We start from the raw sequence: 14764 nt of genomic DNA, 5'->3' as shown, positions 1-14764 counted from the left end.
TGGCGATACCTCCCGCCATCCCATATGCTTCTCACGTCCCCGACGCGCTGAGAAGCGCCCAGGCGGGCCGATAGCCCTCATCGTCTAGCGGCCTAGGACGCCGCCCTTTCAAGGCGGTAGCACGGGTTCGAATCCCGTTGGGGGCACGCACCACCCTGTGCGACACTGTCGTACGAAGCTTGGTCCTGTGGAGCAGTTTGGAGTGCTCGCCACCCTGTCAAGGTGGAGGCCGCGGGTTCAAATCCCGTCAGGACCGCTGAGGTTTCACGTGAAACCTCGTGGCTGGGTAGCTCAGTTGGTACGAGCGTCCGCCTGAAAAGCGGAAGGTCGCCGGTTCGACCCCGGCCCCAGCCACCGCAGCCCTCACCAGGGCATGAGCCCCTCTCCACGACAGTGGAGAGGGGCTCAGTCGTTCCCTCCGGGACCTCGGGCGTCCTCGCCCCCGCAGCACCCCCGCCCCTCCCGGAACAAAAGCGTTCGCCACGAATTTCGCGGGGATGAGATCCTGGACCGCGTATGTCTACGCATCCCGCCCCCGCCCTCGGCGCCCTCGCCCCCCGTCTGGCCGAGCTGTCCCTGCGCGACGCGCATCGGCTCGGGCGCAGGCTCGAAGGTGCGCGCAAGATCCGTAAGCCTGAGGCCCGGGCCGCCGTGCTCGCCGAGATCGAGGCGGAGATCGCCAAGGGCGAGGAGCGGATGGCCGTGCGGCGGTCGCGCCTGCCCGGGATCACGTATCCCGAGCAGCTGCCGGTCAGCCAGAAGAAGGACGACATCGCCGCGGCCATCCGCGACCATCAGGTCGTGATCGTCGCCGGTGAGACCGGTTCCGGGAAGACGACGCAGATCCCCAAGATCTGTATGGAGCTGGGGCGCGGCGTGCGCGGCATGATCGGGCACACGCAGCCGCGCCGGATCGCCGCCCGGACCGTCGCGGAGCGTGTGGCGGAGGAGCTGGACACGCCCCTGGGTGAGGCCATCGGCTGGAAGGTCCGCTTCACCGACCAGGTCGACCCGGACGCCACCTTCGTCAAACTGATGACGGACGGCATCCTGCTCGCCGAGATCCAGACGGACCGGGAGCTGCGCGCCTACGACACGATCATCATCGACGAGGCCCACGAGCGGTCCCTCAACATCGACTTCCTGCTGGGTTATCTCGCCCAGCTGCTGCCGAAGCGTCCCGATCTCAAGGTCGTCATCACGTCGGCGACGATCGATCCGGAGCGGTTCTCCCGGCATTTCGGGGATGCGCCGATCATCGAGGTCAGCGGCCGGACCTATCCCGTGGAGGTGCGCTATCGCCCGCTCCTGGAGGAGGACGGCGACGACTCCGACCGGGACCAGATCACGGCGATCATCGACGCCGTGGAGGAGCTGCAGAAGGAGGGGCAGGGCGACATCCTCGTCTTCCTCTCCGGTGAGCGGGAGATCCGTGACACGGCCGACGCCCTGACCAAGAAGAACTACCGCTTCACGGAGATCCTGCCGCTGTACGCCCGGCTCTCCCACGCGGAGCAGCACCGTGTCTTCCAGCCGCACACGGGCCGCAGGATCGTTCTGGCGACGAACGTGGCCGAGACGTCCCTGACCGTCCCGGGCATCAAGTACGTCATCGACCCCGGCTTCGCCCGGATCTCGCGCTACAGCCACCGCACGAAGGTCCAGCGTCTGCCGATCGAACCGGTGTCGCAGGCCAGTGCCAACCAGCGCAAGGGCCGTTGCGGCCGTACGTCGGACGGCATCTGCATCCGCCTGTACAGCGAGGACGACTTCGAGACCCGTCCGGAGTTCACGGACGCGGAGATCCTGCGGACGAACCTGGCCTCGGTCATTCTGCAGATGACCGCGGCCGGCCTGGGCGACATCGAGAAGTTCCCGTTCATCGACCCGCCGGACCACCGCAACATCCGCGACGGTGTGCAGCTGCTGCAGGAGCTGGGTGCGCTGGACCCGGCGCAGAAGGACCCCCGCAAGCGGCTGACGGACACCGGCCGCAAGCTGGCGCAGCTGCCGGTCGACCCGCGGCTGGCCCGGATGGTGCTGGAGGCCGACAGGAACGGCTGCGTGCGGGAGGTCATGGTCATAGCCGCCGCGCTGTCGATCCAGGATCCGCGTGAGCGGCCCGCCGACAAGCAGACGCAGGCGGACCAGCAGCACGCCCGTTTCCGGGACGAGACCAGCGACTTCCTGGCGTACCTCAACCTCTGGCGCTATCTGCGCGAGCAGCAGAAGGAGCGGGGCTCGTCCTCCTTCCGCCGGATGTGCAAGCAGGAGTACCTCAACTTCCTTCGCATCCGTGAATGGCAGGACATCTACTCGCAGTTGCGCACGGTCGCGAAGCAGATGGGCATCCACCTCAACGAGGACGACGCCCCGGCCGACCGCATCCATGTCTCCCTGCTGGCCGGTCTGCTGTCCCACATCGGCATGAAGGACGTGAAGGACGGGGCGAAGAACGAGTACCTGGGCGCCCGCAACGCCAAGTTCGCGGTGTTCCCCGGCTCGGCCCTGTTCAAGAAGCCCCCGCGCTTCGTGATGTCCGCCGAGCTCGTCGAGACGTCCCGCCTGTGGGCCCGCGTCAACGCGAAGATCGAGCCGGAGTGGGTCGAACCGCTCGCCCAGCACCTCGTCAAGCGCACGTACAGCGAGCCGCACTGGGAGAAGGACCAGGCGGCGGTGATGGCGTACGAGAAGGTGACGCTGTACGGCGTGCCGATCGTGGCGCAGCGGAAGGTCAACTACGGCCGGGTCGATCCGGAGATCAGCCGGGAGCTGTTCATCCGGAACGCGCTCGTCGAGGGTGACTGGCGTACGCATCACAAGTTCTTCTCGGACAACCGCAGGCTCCTGACCGAGGTCGAGGAGCTGGAGCACCGCGCGCGGCGCCGGGACATCCTGGTCGACGACGAGACGCTGTTCGACTTCTACGACCAGCGCATCCCCGAACACGTGGTGTCCGGCGCCCACTTCGACTCCTGGTGGAAGCACAAGCGGCACGAGCAGCCCGACTTCCTCGACTTCGAGCGCGAGATGCTCATCAACGAGAAGGCGGGCGAGGTCACCAAGGCGGACTATCCCGACTCGTGGCGCCAGGGGAACCTGAAGTTCCGGGTGACGTACCAGTTCGAGCCGGGCGCGGACGCCGACGGTGTGACGGTGCACATCCCGCTGCAGGTCCTCAACCAGGTCACGGACGAGGGTTTCGACTGGCAGATCCCGGGTCTCCGGGAGGAGCTGGTCACGGAGCTGATCCGTTCCCTGCCGAAACCGATCCGGCGCAACTACGTGCCGGCGCCCAACTACGCGAAGGCGTTCCTGGACAGGGCGGTTCCCCTCCAGGAACCGCTCACCGCGACCATGGCCCGTGAGCTGCGGCTGATGGTCGGAGTCCCGTTCGACGCCGAGGACTTCGACTGGTCGAAGGTCCCCGACCATCTGCGGATCACGTTCCGGATCGTCGACGAGCGGCGCCGCAAGCTGGCCGAGGACAAAAACCTGGAGGCGCTGAAGCTCAGGCTGAAGCCGAAGGCGCGCAAGGCGCTGTCGCAGGCGGCGGCCGCGACGGCCGAGCGGCAGGGCGGCGAGTCCCTGGAGCGCAAGGGCCTCACGGACTGGACGATCGGTGCGCTCACCCGCGTCTTCGAGACGCGCCGGGCCGGTCAGCCGGTCAGGGCGTACCCGGCGCTGGTCGACGACGGCGACACGGTCTCCGTCCGTCTCTTCGACACGGAGGCCGAGCAGGCGCAGGCGATGTGGAAGGGCACGCGCCGGCTGATCCTGCGCAACATCCCGGTGAATCCGGCGAAGTTCGCGAGCGACCGGCTGACGAACGCGCAGAAGCTCGCCCTGTCGGCGAACCCGCACGGATCCGTGCAGGCTCTGTTCGACGACTGCGCCATGGCCGCCGCCGACAAGCTGATCGCGGACTTCGGGGGACCGGCGTGGGACGAGGAGTCGTACCGGAAGCTGTACGACAAGGTGCGCGCCGACATCGTCGACACGACGGTGCGTACGGTGGCCCAGGTGCAGCAGGTGCTGGCCGCCTGGCAGGCCTGTGAGCGCCGTCTGAAGGCCGTACGCAGCCCCGCGCTGCTGCCGAACCTCCAGGACGTCCGGGGGCAGCTGGACGCCCTCGTGAGGCCCGGTTTCGTGACGGAGGCGGGGCTGCGCCGGATGCCGGACCTGATGCGCTACCTGGTCGCGGCGAACCGCCGCCTGCAGCAGATGCCGACGAACGTCCAGCGGGACACGACCCGCATGGAGAAGGTCCACGAGATGCAGGACGAGTACGCCTGGCTCCTGGAGCAGATGCCGCAGGGCCGGCCGGTGCCGCAGCAGGTGCTGGACGTCCGCTGGATGATCGAGGAGCTGCGGGTCAGCTACTTCGCCCACGCGCTGGGCACGGCGTACCCGGTCTCCGACAAGCGGATCGTGAAGACGATCGACGCGCTGGCGCCGTGACCGGTCGTGCACGGAGGGTGAGTTCGACCAGTGGCCTGCCCTCCTGTACAGTCTCTTCTCGCAGCGCAACGCAGTAATCGCCCTGCGAAACCTGGTCCTGTGGAGCAGTTTGGAGTGCTCGCCACCCTGTCAAGGTGGAGGCCGCGGGTTCAAATCCCGTCAGGACCGCATCGCAAGAGCCCGGATCTTCGGATCCGGGCTCTTTCTCGTGCGCGCTCCTCGGCGGGGTTCCCGGTTCCCGGTTCCGGGGTCGCGCGGTGCCGCCCGGCCTCCGTGGAAGCCTTCCGGGCGCCCTCACGCCGTCTTGACGGCCTTTCATTCGCTCGGTACCCCAGAACCAGGGCCGTTCCCGGTACGGCCCCGTGGAGGTGGCGTATGGCGGCATCGGCTAGGCACGAGACGCGGGCCCTGCTCCGCGCGCACCTGGCGGCCGCGTCGTCGTACCGGCATCTCACCCGGCACTGCCCGATCTGCCACCGTCTGCTGCTGCTGGCGATGGAGTCGGCGCCCCTGGCTCAGGCCCCGGCGGTGCGCGAGAAGGCACTGGAGGGGGTCGCGGAGAGGTCCGCGGAGGAGGGCGCCGAGGAGGGCGCGGAGGACGGGAGTCCCGCGCCCGCGTGAGCCCCGGCCGGCCTCAACGCCCGCCGCTTCGTGGGGTGCTGGAGGCGGAGGGTCCTCTACCGCACCCCTGGTGGGGCTAACAAGCCGCTTGGTATGTGACGGGTGTCACCGCATGACTTCTGGGGAGTGCGGTACTTACCCGCCTCCTACAAAGGGTCAATTTAATATGTGCAATTGCACTCTGACCCGGGGGCCGCGCACAGGTGATCCGACACCCCTCCCCAGAGTCCGACAAGCCCGCTCACAGCGAGGCCGCGGGCGGGTGGTGCGCACACAAAAAAGATCGCGCTGGACCCGGCGGAGTCCAGCGCGACCGACGACGCACCCTGTTACGTGCCCGGAAAGCTCTTTCTGGCTTGGGCGAGGGGCCTGTTGGGGCAGGACCCCGCGTCGCTTGGAGCTGTGGCACCGGACGTCTCGGCCAGTTGGGGGACGGACCGACATGCCCGGTTATTCAGTTGTTCAGGCCTCGCTGCGCTGCTGCGGGATGCCCGCGAGCAGAGCGCGGACCTCTGCCTCGCGGTAGCGCCGATGCCCGCCGAGCGTGCGGATCGACGTGAGCTTGCCGGCCTTCGCCCACCGCGTGACCGTCTTGGGGTCGACACGGAACATGGTGGCGACCTCAGCCGGGGTCAGCAGCGGCTCGGCATCAGGGGTGCGAGCGGTCATGAGCGGCCTCCTCGGGAGAACCGAACCTTCTCGGTTCTTTCCTCTAAATTCTGCACCTTGACCCGCGTTGCCCGAAATGGCGGACGCGAGTCGAGTCGGTTATAGGACGAACGGCTTGTCCTCGGCACTACAACTACACCATCTGTCCAGCCGCGTCGGCCAAACCGATGGAATTGCCCCTCCAGGTGTCCATCAGCGACGGAAGCCGATGGACCATGCCATAGCGGACAGTCACGCCGCTGTGACGATCAGTCACAGCGGCGATCAGGAGTCACGAGACCCCCCAAAGCGTGCAATGCTGAGATTCCGCCCACAGTGCAGCACTACGGGACGGAAGGAGCCCTCCCCGGACTCCTTGTCCTATTTTGGCATGAGGAGGGGCAAGGGGCGCAAGGGCCGCGTACGTGCGGTCCGTCACGCTTGGCCTACTTGAGAGGTACGCCCGGATCGGGTTCTACGTCCCTTGTTGACGAAGGCTCAGGAAACGCACGGCACGCTTCTGGAACTCGGTGCGAGGACGAAACCCCAAATCGGGCGGTTCGTCAAACGTCAGTTCGTGACCGATCACGAGCGGTACGTACCGATCTCAAGGTCAGGGGTCAGTTGGCCGACCGCAGATCCCGTACGGAACGCCACCGCTCCACGAGACGGGCGTACGCCTCCCCCGCGGCGGCGCCGTCGCCCCGGCGCAGCGCGGCGATGCCCTCGGCCACGTCGGCCGCGGAGTGATCGTCCTCCAGCGCCCCGGAGGGCAGGGCGTGCACCAGACCGCCGTAGTCCAGCTCCACGAGCGAGCGCGGGTGGAACTCCTCCAGCCAGCGGCCGACGTCCACCAGGCCGTCGATCAGCGGCCCCTCGTCCATGGCTTCCTTCAGGGCCCTGAGCCCCCGGGCCACCCGCCGCCGGGCCTGGACCATCGGGGTGCGGTAGCGCAGCACCGGCGGGCTGTCGACGCTGTCGCCCTTGCCGTACTCGCGCTCCTCGTCGGTGAACAGCACGAACCAGTTGATCGGGACCTGCCAGGTGGCCGTGCGGATCCACGGCCGGGCGTCCGGGTTCTCCGCGAGCCAGTCCTCGTAGTCCTGGGCCGCCTGGCGGCGCAGGAAGGGCGGCAGGACCGCGTCCAGGACGGGCGGCGGGAGCTCCTCGGCGAGCTCGTCCAGGGCCTGCCAGCCGCGCAGCCGGGTGCGCCAGGGGCAGACGCAGACGACACCGTCCACCTCCAGCACGAAGGCGTCCTCGCTCTCGTGCACCGGCACCGGCACCGGCGGGGTGGGCGCCAAGTCGGCCAGGGCCCGGCGGAGTTCGTCCTGGTACGAGGGGCGGTCCGTCCTGCGGGCGTAGCGGGCCCAGTGGCCGCGCTCCGGCTCGGGGAAGGCGGCCAGCGGTTCGTACACGCGCAAGTAGGTCGCGTAGGGGACGATCACCGAGGACACCTTGGGCACGCCTGCTCCCTCCCCCGCGCTCCGTCACGGAAACCTGCCGAACCCACTCACAAACGCGCGGGAAACCTATGCAAATCGTCGCACGGGCGTACTCCGGTCGGAGGTGATCCTGTGCACGGTGCGGCCGGCGGGGCCACCAGGCTCTAATCTCATCCTCAACAGCCCCGCCACCCGCACGGGAGCTGGTCTCCACCCGCCGCAACTTACTCAGGAGTCACCACAGTGACCGACGTAACCGGCGCACCTGCTGATGTCCTGCACACCCTGTTCCACTCGGACCAGGGAGGACATGAGCAAGTCGTGCTCTGCCAGGACCGCGCGAGCGGCCTCAAGGCCGTCATCGCCCTGCACTCCACCGCCCTGGGCCCCGCGCTCGGCGGTACGCGCTTCTACCCGTACGCGAGCGAGACCGAGGCCGTCGCCGACGCGCTGAACCTCGCCCGCGGGATGTCGTACAAGAACGCCATGGCCGGTCTCGACCACGGCGGCGGCAAGGCCGTGATCATCGGCGACCCGGAGAAGATCAAGACCGAGGAGCTGCTGCTGGCCTACGGCCGGTTCGTGGCCTCCCTCGGCGGTCGCTACGTCACCGCCTGCGACGTCGGCACGTACGTGGCCGACATGGACGTCGTGGCCCGCGAGTGCCGCTGGACGACCGGCCGCTCCCCGGAGAACGGCGGCGCCGGCGACTCCTCCGTCCTCACCGCCTACGGCGTCTACCAGGGCATGCGGGCCTCCGCCCAGCACCTGTGGGGCGACCCGACCCTGCGCGGCCGCAAGGTCGGCATCGCCGGCGTCGGCAAGGTCGGCCACCACCTGGTGGAGCACCTGCGCGCGGAGGGCGCCGAGGTCGTCATCACCGATGTGCGCGAGGACGCCGTGGGGCGGATCCTCGCCGCGCACCCCGAGGGCGTCACGGCCGTCGCCGACACCGCGACCCTGATCCGCGTCGAGGGCCTGGACATCTACGCCCCGTGCGCGCTCGGCGGCGCCCTGAACGACGACACCGTGCCGGCGCTGACCGCCAAGGTGGTCTGCGGCGCCGCCAACAACCAGCTCGCCCACCCGGGCGTGGAGAAGGACCTCGCCGACCGCGGGATCCTCTACGCGCCGGACTACGTGGTGAACGCGGGCGGCGTCATCCAGGTGGCCGACGAACTGCACGGCTTCGACTTCGAGCGGTGCAGGGCGAAGGCGTCGAAGATCTACGACACCACGCTGTCGATCTTCGCACGTGCGAAGGAGGACGGCATTCCGCCGGCCGCCGCGGCCGACCGGATCGCCGAGCAGCGGATGCACGACGCGGCCGCGGCACGCCGGGCGGGCTGACCCGGGTCCGTGTGCGCGGCTCGCACGTTTGGCCGGTACCCGCCGGTGGGCAGTTAGAGAGAACTCTCACTTCTCCCGGCGGGTCGACCGGCGATAAGTGGTTAAAATCGCGGTTGACCAGCGAGGACGGGGCGCCTCGAAGGTCCTGGGCGCGGGCACGTCATGCGGGCGACGTACCGTATGGGCGCGGGCTCAGGTACCGTGGAAGCCCTACGGACCGGTCTCTCTGCGGAGAGTCCGTGCCGGACCATGAACGCGTGTCAAGACTCTGGGGCCGTCGAGCCCCGTCGTTGAGGGGGTCGAGCCATGGGGCGCGGCCGGGCCAAGGCCAAGCAGACGAAGGTCGCCCGCCAGCTGAAGTACAACAGCGGTGGGACTGATCTCTCACGCCTGGCCGAGGAGCTGGGCGCATCGACGTCGAATCCGCAACCGCCGAACGGCGAGCGGTTCGAGGACGATGAGCATGACGACGACCTGTACGCACGGTACGCCGACCTCTACGAGGACGACGACGAGGACGAGGACGGCCAGTCCTCGCAGCATCGTCGCGGCGCTTGACCCTGCACTGAGCACTCACCCGGTCGGTGGCTGAACGTCACCGACCGGGTTCTGTGCTGCGCGCAGGGTCGTGACCCGTGTCTCAGCTCGCGTAGTCACCGATCAGGGCGGCACCCGTGGGGTGCTCGCCCCGGTCCGTGATCTCGCCTGCCACCCAGGCGTCCACGCCGCGGTCGGCGAGGGTCGCCAGGGCCACGTCCACGGACTCCTGCGGGACGACGGCGATCATGCCGACCCCCATGTTCAGGGTCTTCTCCAGCTCCAGGCGCTCGACCTGACCCGTCCGGCCGACGAGGTCGAAGATCGGGGCCGGGGTCCAGGTGGAGCGGTCGACGATCGCGTGCAGGTCGTCGGGGACCACCCGGGCCAGGTTGGCCGCGAGGCCGCCGCCGGTGATGTGGCTGAAGGCGTGCACCTCGGTGGTGCGCATCAGGGCCAGGCAGTCCAGCGAGTAGATCTTGGTCGGCTCCAGCAGCTCCTCGCCGAGGGTGCGGCCGAGTTCCTCGATGTGCGCGTCCAGCGCCAGGCCGGCCTGGTTCAGCAGGACGTGCCGGACGAGGGAGTACCCGTTCGAGTGAAGTCCGGAGGACGCCATGGCGATCACCGCGTCACCCGTACGGATACGGTCCGCGCCGAGCAGCCGGTCGGCCTCCACCACGCCCGTACCGGCGCCGGCGACGTCGAAGTCGTCCTCGCCCAGCAGGCCGGGGTGCTCGGCCGTCTCGCCGCCGACCAGGGCGCAGCCGGCCAGCACACAGCCCTCGGCGATGCCCTTGACGATCGCGGCGACGCGCTCGGGGTGCACCTTGCCGACGCAGATGTAGTCGGTCATGAACAGCGGCTCGGCGCCGCACACCACGATGTCGTCCATGACCATGGCGACCAGGTCGTGCCCGATGGTGTCGTAGACGCCGAGCTGCCGGGCGATGTCGACCTTGGTGCCGACGCCGTCCGTGGCGGAGGCCAGCAGGGGGCGCTCGTAGTTCTTCAGGGCGGAGGCGTCGAAGAGGCCGGCGAAGCCGCCGAGGCCGCCGAGGACCTCGGGGCGCTGGGCCTTCTTCACCCACTCCTTCATCAGCTCGACGGCGCGGTCGCCCGCCTCGATGTCGACGCCTGCGGCTGCGTAGCTGGCGCCGCCCTCGGCGATGGGTGTCTCGGACATGGCTAGGAGAACCTTCGTGTCGTACGGCAGGTGAAACGGGCCGTCTAGGGGCGGCGGATGGCGTCGGCGGCGGCCGTGGCGGCCGGGCCGGCGGCCAGCTCCGTCTCCAGCAGCTGCTTGCCGAGCAGCTCCGGGTCCGGGAGCTCCATCGGGTACTCGCCGTCGAAGCAGGCACGGCACAGGTTCGGCTTGGCGATGGTGGTCGCCTCGATCATGCCGTCGATGGAGATGTACGCCAGGGAGTCGGCGCCCAGCGAGGTGCCGATCTCCTCGATCGTCATGCCGTTGGCGATGAGCTCGGCGCGGGTGGCGAAGTCGATGCCGAAGAAGCAGGGCCACTTCACGGGCGGCGAGGAGATCCGGATGTGGACCTCGGCGGCGCCCGCCTCGCGGAGCATGCGGACCAGGGCCCGCTGGGTGTTGCCGCGCACGATCGAGTCGTCGACGACGACCAGGCGCTTGCCCTTGATGACTTCCTTCAGCGGGTTCAGCTTCAGGCGGATGCCGAGCTGCCGGATGGTCTGGGAGGGCTGGATGAACGTACGGCCGACGTAGGCGTTCTTCACCAGGCCCGCGCCGAAGGGGATGCCGGAGGCCTCCGCGTAGCCGATGGCGGCGGGCGTGCCGGACTCCGGGGTCGCTATGACCAGGTCGGCCTCGACCGGGGACTCCTTGGCCAGGCGGCGGCCCATCTCCACACGGGAGAGGTAGACGTTCCGCCCCGCGATGTCGGTGTCCGGGCGGGCCAGGTACACGTACTCGAAGACGCAGCCCTTGGGCTTCGCTTCCGCGAACCGGGAGGTGCGCAGGCCGTTCTCGTCGATGGCGACGAACTCGCCCGGCTCGATCTCGCGGACGTAGGAGGCGCCGCAGATGTCGAGCGCGGCGGACTCGGAGGCGACGACCCAGCCGCGCTCCAGCCGGCCGAGGACCAGCGGGCGGATGCCCTGCGGGTCGCGGGCCGCGTACAGGGTGTGCTCGTCCATGAAGACGAGGGAGAAGGCGCCCCGGACCTGCGGGAGGATGCTGTGCGCGGCCTCCTCGATGGTCAGCGGCTTGCCGTCCTCGTCGACCTGGGCCGCGAGGAGCGCGGTGAGCAGGTCGGTGTCGTTGGTCGCCGCGACGCGCGGGGTGCGGCCGCCTTCCTGCTTGGGCAGGTCGGCGACCATCTCCGCGAGCTGGGCGGTGTTGACGAGGTTGCCGTTGTGGCCGAGCGCGATGGATCCGTGCCCGGTGGCGCGGAACGTCGGCTGGGCGTTCTCCCAGACCGACGCGCCGGTGGTCGAGTAGCGGGCGTGTCCGACCGCGATGTGTCCCTGGAGCGAGCCGAGGGACGTCTCGTCGAAGACCTGGGAGACCAGGCCCATGTCCTTGAAGACGAGGATCTGCGAGCCGTTGCTGACCGCGATTCCCGCGGATTCCTGGCCTCGATGCTGGAGGGCGTAGAGCCCGAAGTACGTGAGCTTGGCGACCTCTTCGCCCGGAGCCCAGACACCGAAGACGCCACAAGCGTCCTGGGGGCCCTTCTCACCGGGGAGCAGGTCGTGGTTGAGTCGTCCGTCACCACGTGGCACGCCACCGAGTGTAGGCGAGGTCGACCACTGGTCCGAATTGGGGATACCGGACTTTCCGGTGGATCACCGCGCGGCGACCGCTCGCACGCTCGTGCCGTTTTCGCTGGTCAGCGTCAGCGTCCGGTGATCGACTCCGTAGGTCAGCTTCCCGTCGAAAAGCCGCAGCAGCTTCTTCTCGCCGGTCATGAGTGAGTCTTCGCACATCATTCGGGTCGTGGCCGGGGGGCCGAGGGTGATATGTCCGTCGCGGACCGTGGCCCTGGCGTTGACCTTGTTGCAGCCGAGGCTTCCGGAGACGGTGCCCTTGTCCGTGTCGAAGGTGAGGTGGGCGCGGCTGCGGGTGTCCGGGGTGGTGACGGTCCACCGGGTGCCGTCGAGCTTGACGTCCTGGGCCTTGGTCAGGCGGACGGTGTCGCCCCGGCCGGTGGTGAGGGTGAGCCGGTCGCCGTGCGTCCGCGCCGTGAGCTGCTGGCCGGAGAGGGCGCGTGCGAGCGACTTCTCGAAGGCCATGGGCTGGTTCTCGCAGGCCATCTCGGTGGCCATGGTGGTGCCGAGGCGGATGCGGTCGCCCTCCACCTCCGCGTCGGCGCTGAAGGTGTTGCAGCCGAGGCTGCCCTCGGCGCGGCCGTCCTCGAGGGTGACGTGGGCGCCGGTGGGTGCCTGCTGCGTCCTGCCGTCCGCGGTGACGCTGTCCACGCTCCACCGCACGCCGGTCACGGGCTTGCCGGCACCGACCGAGCCGCTGCCGCTGTCCGCCTTCTCGCTGCCGCAGGCCGCCATGAGCGGGACGAGCACGGCGGCGGCCGTCAGGGTCATGCGCTGCTTCTGCCTGTCCATGTCACTCCGACGGGGCACCCGGGGGGATCGGTTCCCCTTGTCGCCGCCGGGTCCGCGCTATGCCATGAGGGGCAGATAGGGGGACAGGTCGGCCCGCTCCCCGCCGGCGGTGACCTCGGCGTCCCGCAGGGCGTCGGACCAGGACCGGCGCCCGGTCGCCAGCCGGATCCAGGTCAGCGGGTCCGTCTCGACGACGTTGGGCGGGGTGCCCCGGGTGTGCCGGGGTCCCGCCACGCACTGCACCACCGCGTACGGCGGCACCCGCACCTCCGTCGAGCCGCCCGGCGCCTTCGCGGCGAGCGCGTCGGCCAGCAGCCGGGTGCAGGCGGCCAGGGCCTGGCGGTCCTGGGGGACGTCCAGGCCGGGGACGGCGGCGTTGAGGTCGTCGGTGTGGACGACGAGTTCGACGGTGCGGGTGACCAGGTAGTCGGCCAGCGGCAGGGCGCCGGCGCTGGTGGGCAGCAGCCGGGTGCCGGGGTGGGCGGCGAGGTCGGCGGTGAGGCGTTCCTCGACGGCGGCGAGGTGGGCGGCCGGATCGGGGTGGTGTTCCGCCAGTTCGCGGGCGTGCGCGGCGATGCCGGGTGCGTCGGCGGCGATGGCGAGGGGCCAGTCGGGCAGCGTGCCGTCCTGTGCGGCCGGTTCCGGCAGGGCGATCAGCCGGGAGACGGCTTCGAGGCCGGCCCCGATGTGCGCGAGCAGTTCCCGGACCGTCCAGTCGCCCAGCCGGGTGGGCAGTGCGAGCCGGTCCGGGGTGAGTCCGGCGGCGGCCGACCGTACGTTGCCGAACTGGGCGAGGACGGCCGCCCGGATCTTGGCGGGGTCGTAGCTGCGGGTGCGTTTCCTGGCCGGGGGCATGGCGGCAGCGTAGGGGACGGGGGCGGCGCCGCGATCGGAATATTTGGCTCCATTTCATGGGTCCGACCCCGGGAATGACTCATTCCGGGGCCGAGATAGCGCCATTGGCCCAAACCGGCCGCATCGGGGGCAACGCGCGGAAGTCCGGCCGATATGACGGTTTCGCCCCGTTGTGATGATCGCGGCTTCGTGTTAGCGGAGCGCCCTTCGTCCGGCCCTTTCGCGAGTTGATCGCGCCCCAAATGACGGGCAAGAAAGAGTAAAATCCAGACAAAGGCACTCAAGGGCTCGTTGTCCGTCATGCTTGACACAGCCTCGCCGCCGGCATGGCCGGAACATTGTGTAAACGAAAATCTTCGTCCGGATCGGCCTTGCTCAGCAGTTCTTCCTGGCCAAGGATTGCCTTACGGCTTGGACGCGCCGAGCCCATTCCCATTCACGCTGCTTTTTCAGCGCCGCGGACATCCGCGACCGCGGCCCGGCCGTTTCCCCCACCCCCTGGCCCGTGACCGGCTGATCACCCATGACGGGCCCTTCACAGACTTGCCTGGCGATGTACGTCAGGCAGGCCCGGGTGCCTTTCTCGATCCGGGGCGCAGCACCACACAAGGAGCAAGAAAGCAGACAGGAGAAAAGCGAGTGGAGCAGAAGATCTCTGCCTTCATGAACGAGCTGGACCTCGGTTCGCTCGAGGGCGGCTACCAGGACGAGTCGGGCCTGCAGGTCCTGGCCACTCCGGCCGCCGTGGCGACCTGCTGGTACGTCGCCGGTGGCGTCGCCGGTGCCGGTGCCGTGGTCGGCGCCTACGTCGCCGGCCGCAACGAAGGCTGAAGCACCACACCCCCCACAAGGAGATGGAATGAGCAAGATCATCGAGAGCGTCGCCGCCGTCACGCCGGCCGAGCTGACGGACGAGACGCATGGTGAGTTCGGCGCGATGATGCCCGTGCAGGCCACCCCGGGCCTGGTCGCTTTCGGCGTCGGCTTCGCCGGTGGCGCCGGTGTCGCCTGGGTCACCGTCCAGGCGTACGAAGCGGGCGCCAACGACTGAGCGGACGCCCCGACTGAGCTCCACCTGCTGATCGGTACCGCGGGCTTGTGAAAGCTCCGCAGCAGGGGGCGCCGGAAAGCTGTCGGGCCGCGCCGGAATCGCGGCCCGACAGCCTTCCCACCCTACCGGCGGCAGGTTCAACACCAAGGAAAAGCCGGGTATGATGCGAATAAAGAAGATGGCTTCCGCGCTGTTCTCACCG

12 protein-coding genes and 4 tRNA genes are annotated in these 14764 nt (G+C 69.2%); 10 read left to right on the top strand and 6 right to left on the bottom strand.

Annotated elements, in window-relative coordinates; genetic code table 11:
* Positions 1-73: 73 nt before the first annotated feature.
* From ABZY20_RS16795 to ABZY20_RS16770, 6 genes are all read left to right on the top strand, one after another.
* Positions 74-146, top strand: a tRNA-Glu gene (locus ABZY20_RS16795).
* A gap of 35 nt (positions 147-181) precedes the next feature.
* Positions 182-256: transfer RNA gene (locus ABZY20_RS16790), tRNA-Asp, on the top strand.
* Positions 257-280: 24 nt separating this feature from the next.
* Positions 281-354, top strand: a tRNA-Phe gene (locus ABZY20_RS16785).
* Between the two features lie 162 nt (positions 355-516).
* A complete protein-coding gene (gene hrpA / locus ABZY20_RS16780) occupies positions 517-4461 on the top strand; it encodes an ATP-dependent RNA helicase HrpA (protein WP_356442217.1) in 3945 nt (1314 codons plus the stop codon).
* A gap of 93 nt (positions 4462-4554) precedes the next feature.
* Positions 4555-4629 (top strand) — tRNA-Asp (locus tag ABZY20_RS16775).
* A gap of 207 nt (positions 4630-4836) precedes the next feature.
* Positions 4837-5082 (top strand): DUF6274 family protein, encoded by a 246-nt coding sequence (locus ABZY20_RS16770; RefSeq protein ID WP_356442216.1) that lies wholly within the window; start codon positions 4837-4839, stop codon positions 5080-5082.
* Between the two features lie 462 nt (positions 5083-5544).
* Here the strand turns inward: ABZY20_RS16770 and bldC are convergent, their stop codons facing one another.
* Both bldC and ABZY20_RS16760 read right to left on the bottom strand, forming a co-directional pair.
* On the bottom strand, positions 5545-5751 hold the full coding sequence (bldC, locus tag ABZY20_RS16765) for a developmental transcriptional regulator BldC (RefSeq protein WP_003949541.1): 207 nt from the start codon (positions 5749-5751) through the stop codon (positions 5545-5547).
* Positions 5752-6350: 599 nt separating this feature from the next.
* The gene (locus ABZY20_RS16760) at positions 6351-7196 is read right to left on the bottom strand and encodes a hypothetical protein (protein WP_356442215.1); all 846 of its coding nucleotides are present in this window, start codon (positions 7194-7196) and stop codon (positions 6351-6353) included.
* 222 nt (positions 7197-7418) lie between these two features.
* On the opposite strand from ABZY20_RS16760, the gene ABZY20_RS16755 reads away from it, so the two are divergent.
* Both ABZY20_RS16755 and ABZY20_RS16750 read left to right on the top strand, forming a co-directional pair.
* Positions 7419-8525 carry a Glu/Leu/Phe/Val dehydrogenase dimerization domain-containing protein gene (locus tag ABZY20_RS16755; RefSeq protein ID WP_356442213.1) on the top strand — a complete coding sequence of 369 codons (1107 nt, stop codon included), beginning with the start codon at positions 7419-7421 and terminating at the stop codon, positions 8523-8525.
* A 306-nt stretch (positions 8526-8831) separates the two neighbouring features.
* A complete protein-coding gene (locus ABZY20_RS16750) occupies positions 8832-9083 on the top strand; it encodes a DUF3073 domain-containing protein (RefSeq protein ID WP_356442211.1) in 252 nt (83 codons plus the stop codon).
* A gap of 82 nt (positions 9084-9165) precedes the next feature.
* Here the strand turns inward: ABZY20_RS16750 and purM are convergent, their stop codons facing one another.
* From purM to ABZY20_RS16730, 4 genes are all read right to left on the bottom strand, one after another.
* Entirely contained in the window at positions 9166-10245 is a 1080-nt protein-coding gene (gene purM / locus ABZY20_RS16745) for a phosphoribosylformylglycinamidine cyclo-ligase (protein WP_356442210.1), read from the bottom strand.
* A 44-nt stretch (positions 10246-10289) separates the two neighbouring features.
* Positions 10290-11819, bottom strand: a complete 1530-nt coding sequence (gene purF / locus ABZY20_RS16740; protein ID WP_356442208.1) for an amidophosphoribosyltransferase — start codon at positions 11817-11819, stop codon at positions 10290-10292.
* Between the two features lie 63 nt (positions 11820-11882).
* Complete coding sequence (locus tag ABZY20_RS16735) at positions 11883-12656, bottom strand: META domain-containing protein (protein ID WP_356442206.1); 774 nt, start codon at positions 12654-12656, stop codon at positions 11883-11885.
* Between the two features lie 57 nt (positions 12657-12713).
* Complete coding sequence (locus ABZY20_RS16730; RefSeq protein ID WP_356442204.1) at positions 12714-13511, bottom strand: sterol carrier family protein; 798 nt, start codon at positions 13509-13511, stop codon at positions 12714-12716.
* A 639-nt stretch (positions 13512-14150) separates the two neighbouring features.
* Here ABZY20_RS16730 and ABZY20_RS16725 point away from each other — a divergent pair.
* Positions 14151-14342 (top strand): hypothetical protein, encoded by a 192-nt coding sequence (locus tag ABZY20_RS16725; RefSeq protein WP_356442202.1) that lies wholly within the window; start codon positions 14151-14153, stop codon positions 14340-14342.
* A 28-nt stretch (positions 14343-14370) separates the two neighbouring features.
* Positions 14371-14562 (top strand): hypothetical protein, encoded by a 192-nt coding sequence (locus ABZY20_RS16720; protein WP_356442200.1) that lies wholly within the window; start codon positions 14371-14373, stop codon positions 14560-14562.
* The last annotated feature ends 202 nt before the right edge of the window (positions 14563-14764 follow it).

Origin of the sequence: Streptomyces sp. NPDC006624, assembly GCF_040611555.1 — a bacterium.
Classification (GTDB): domain Bacteria; phylum Actinomycetota; class Actinomycetes; order Streptomycetales; family Streptomycetaceae; genus Streptomyces.
The sequence above is the reverse complement of the archived record's forward strand: the minus strand, read 5'-3'. Positions and strand labels throughout refer to the sequence as shown.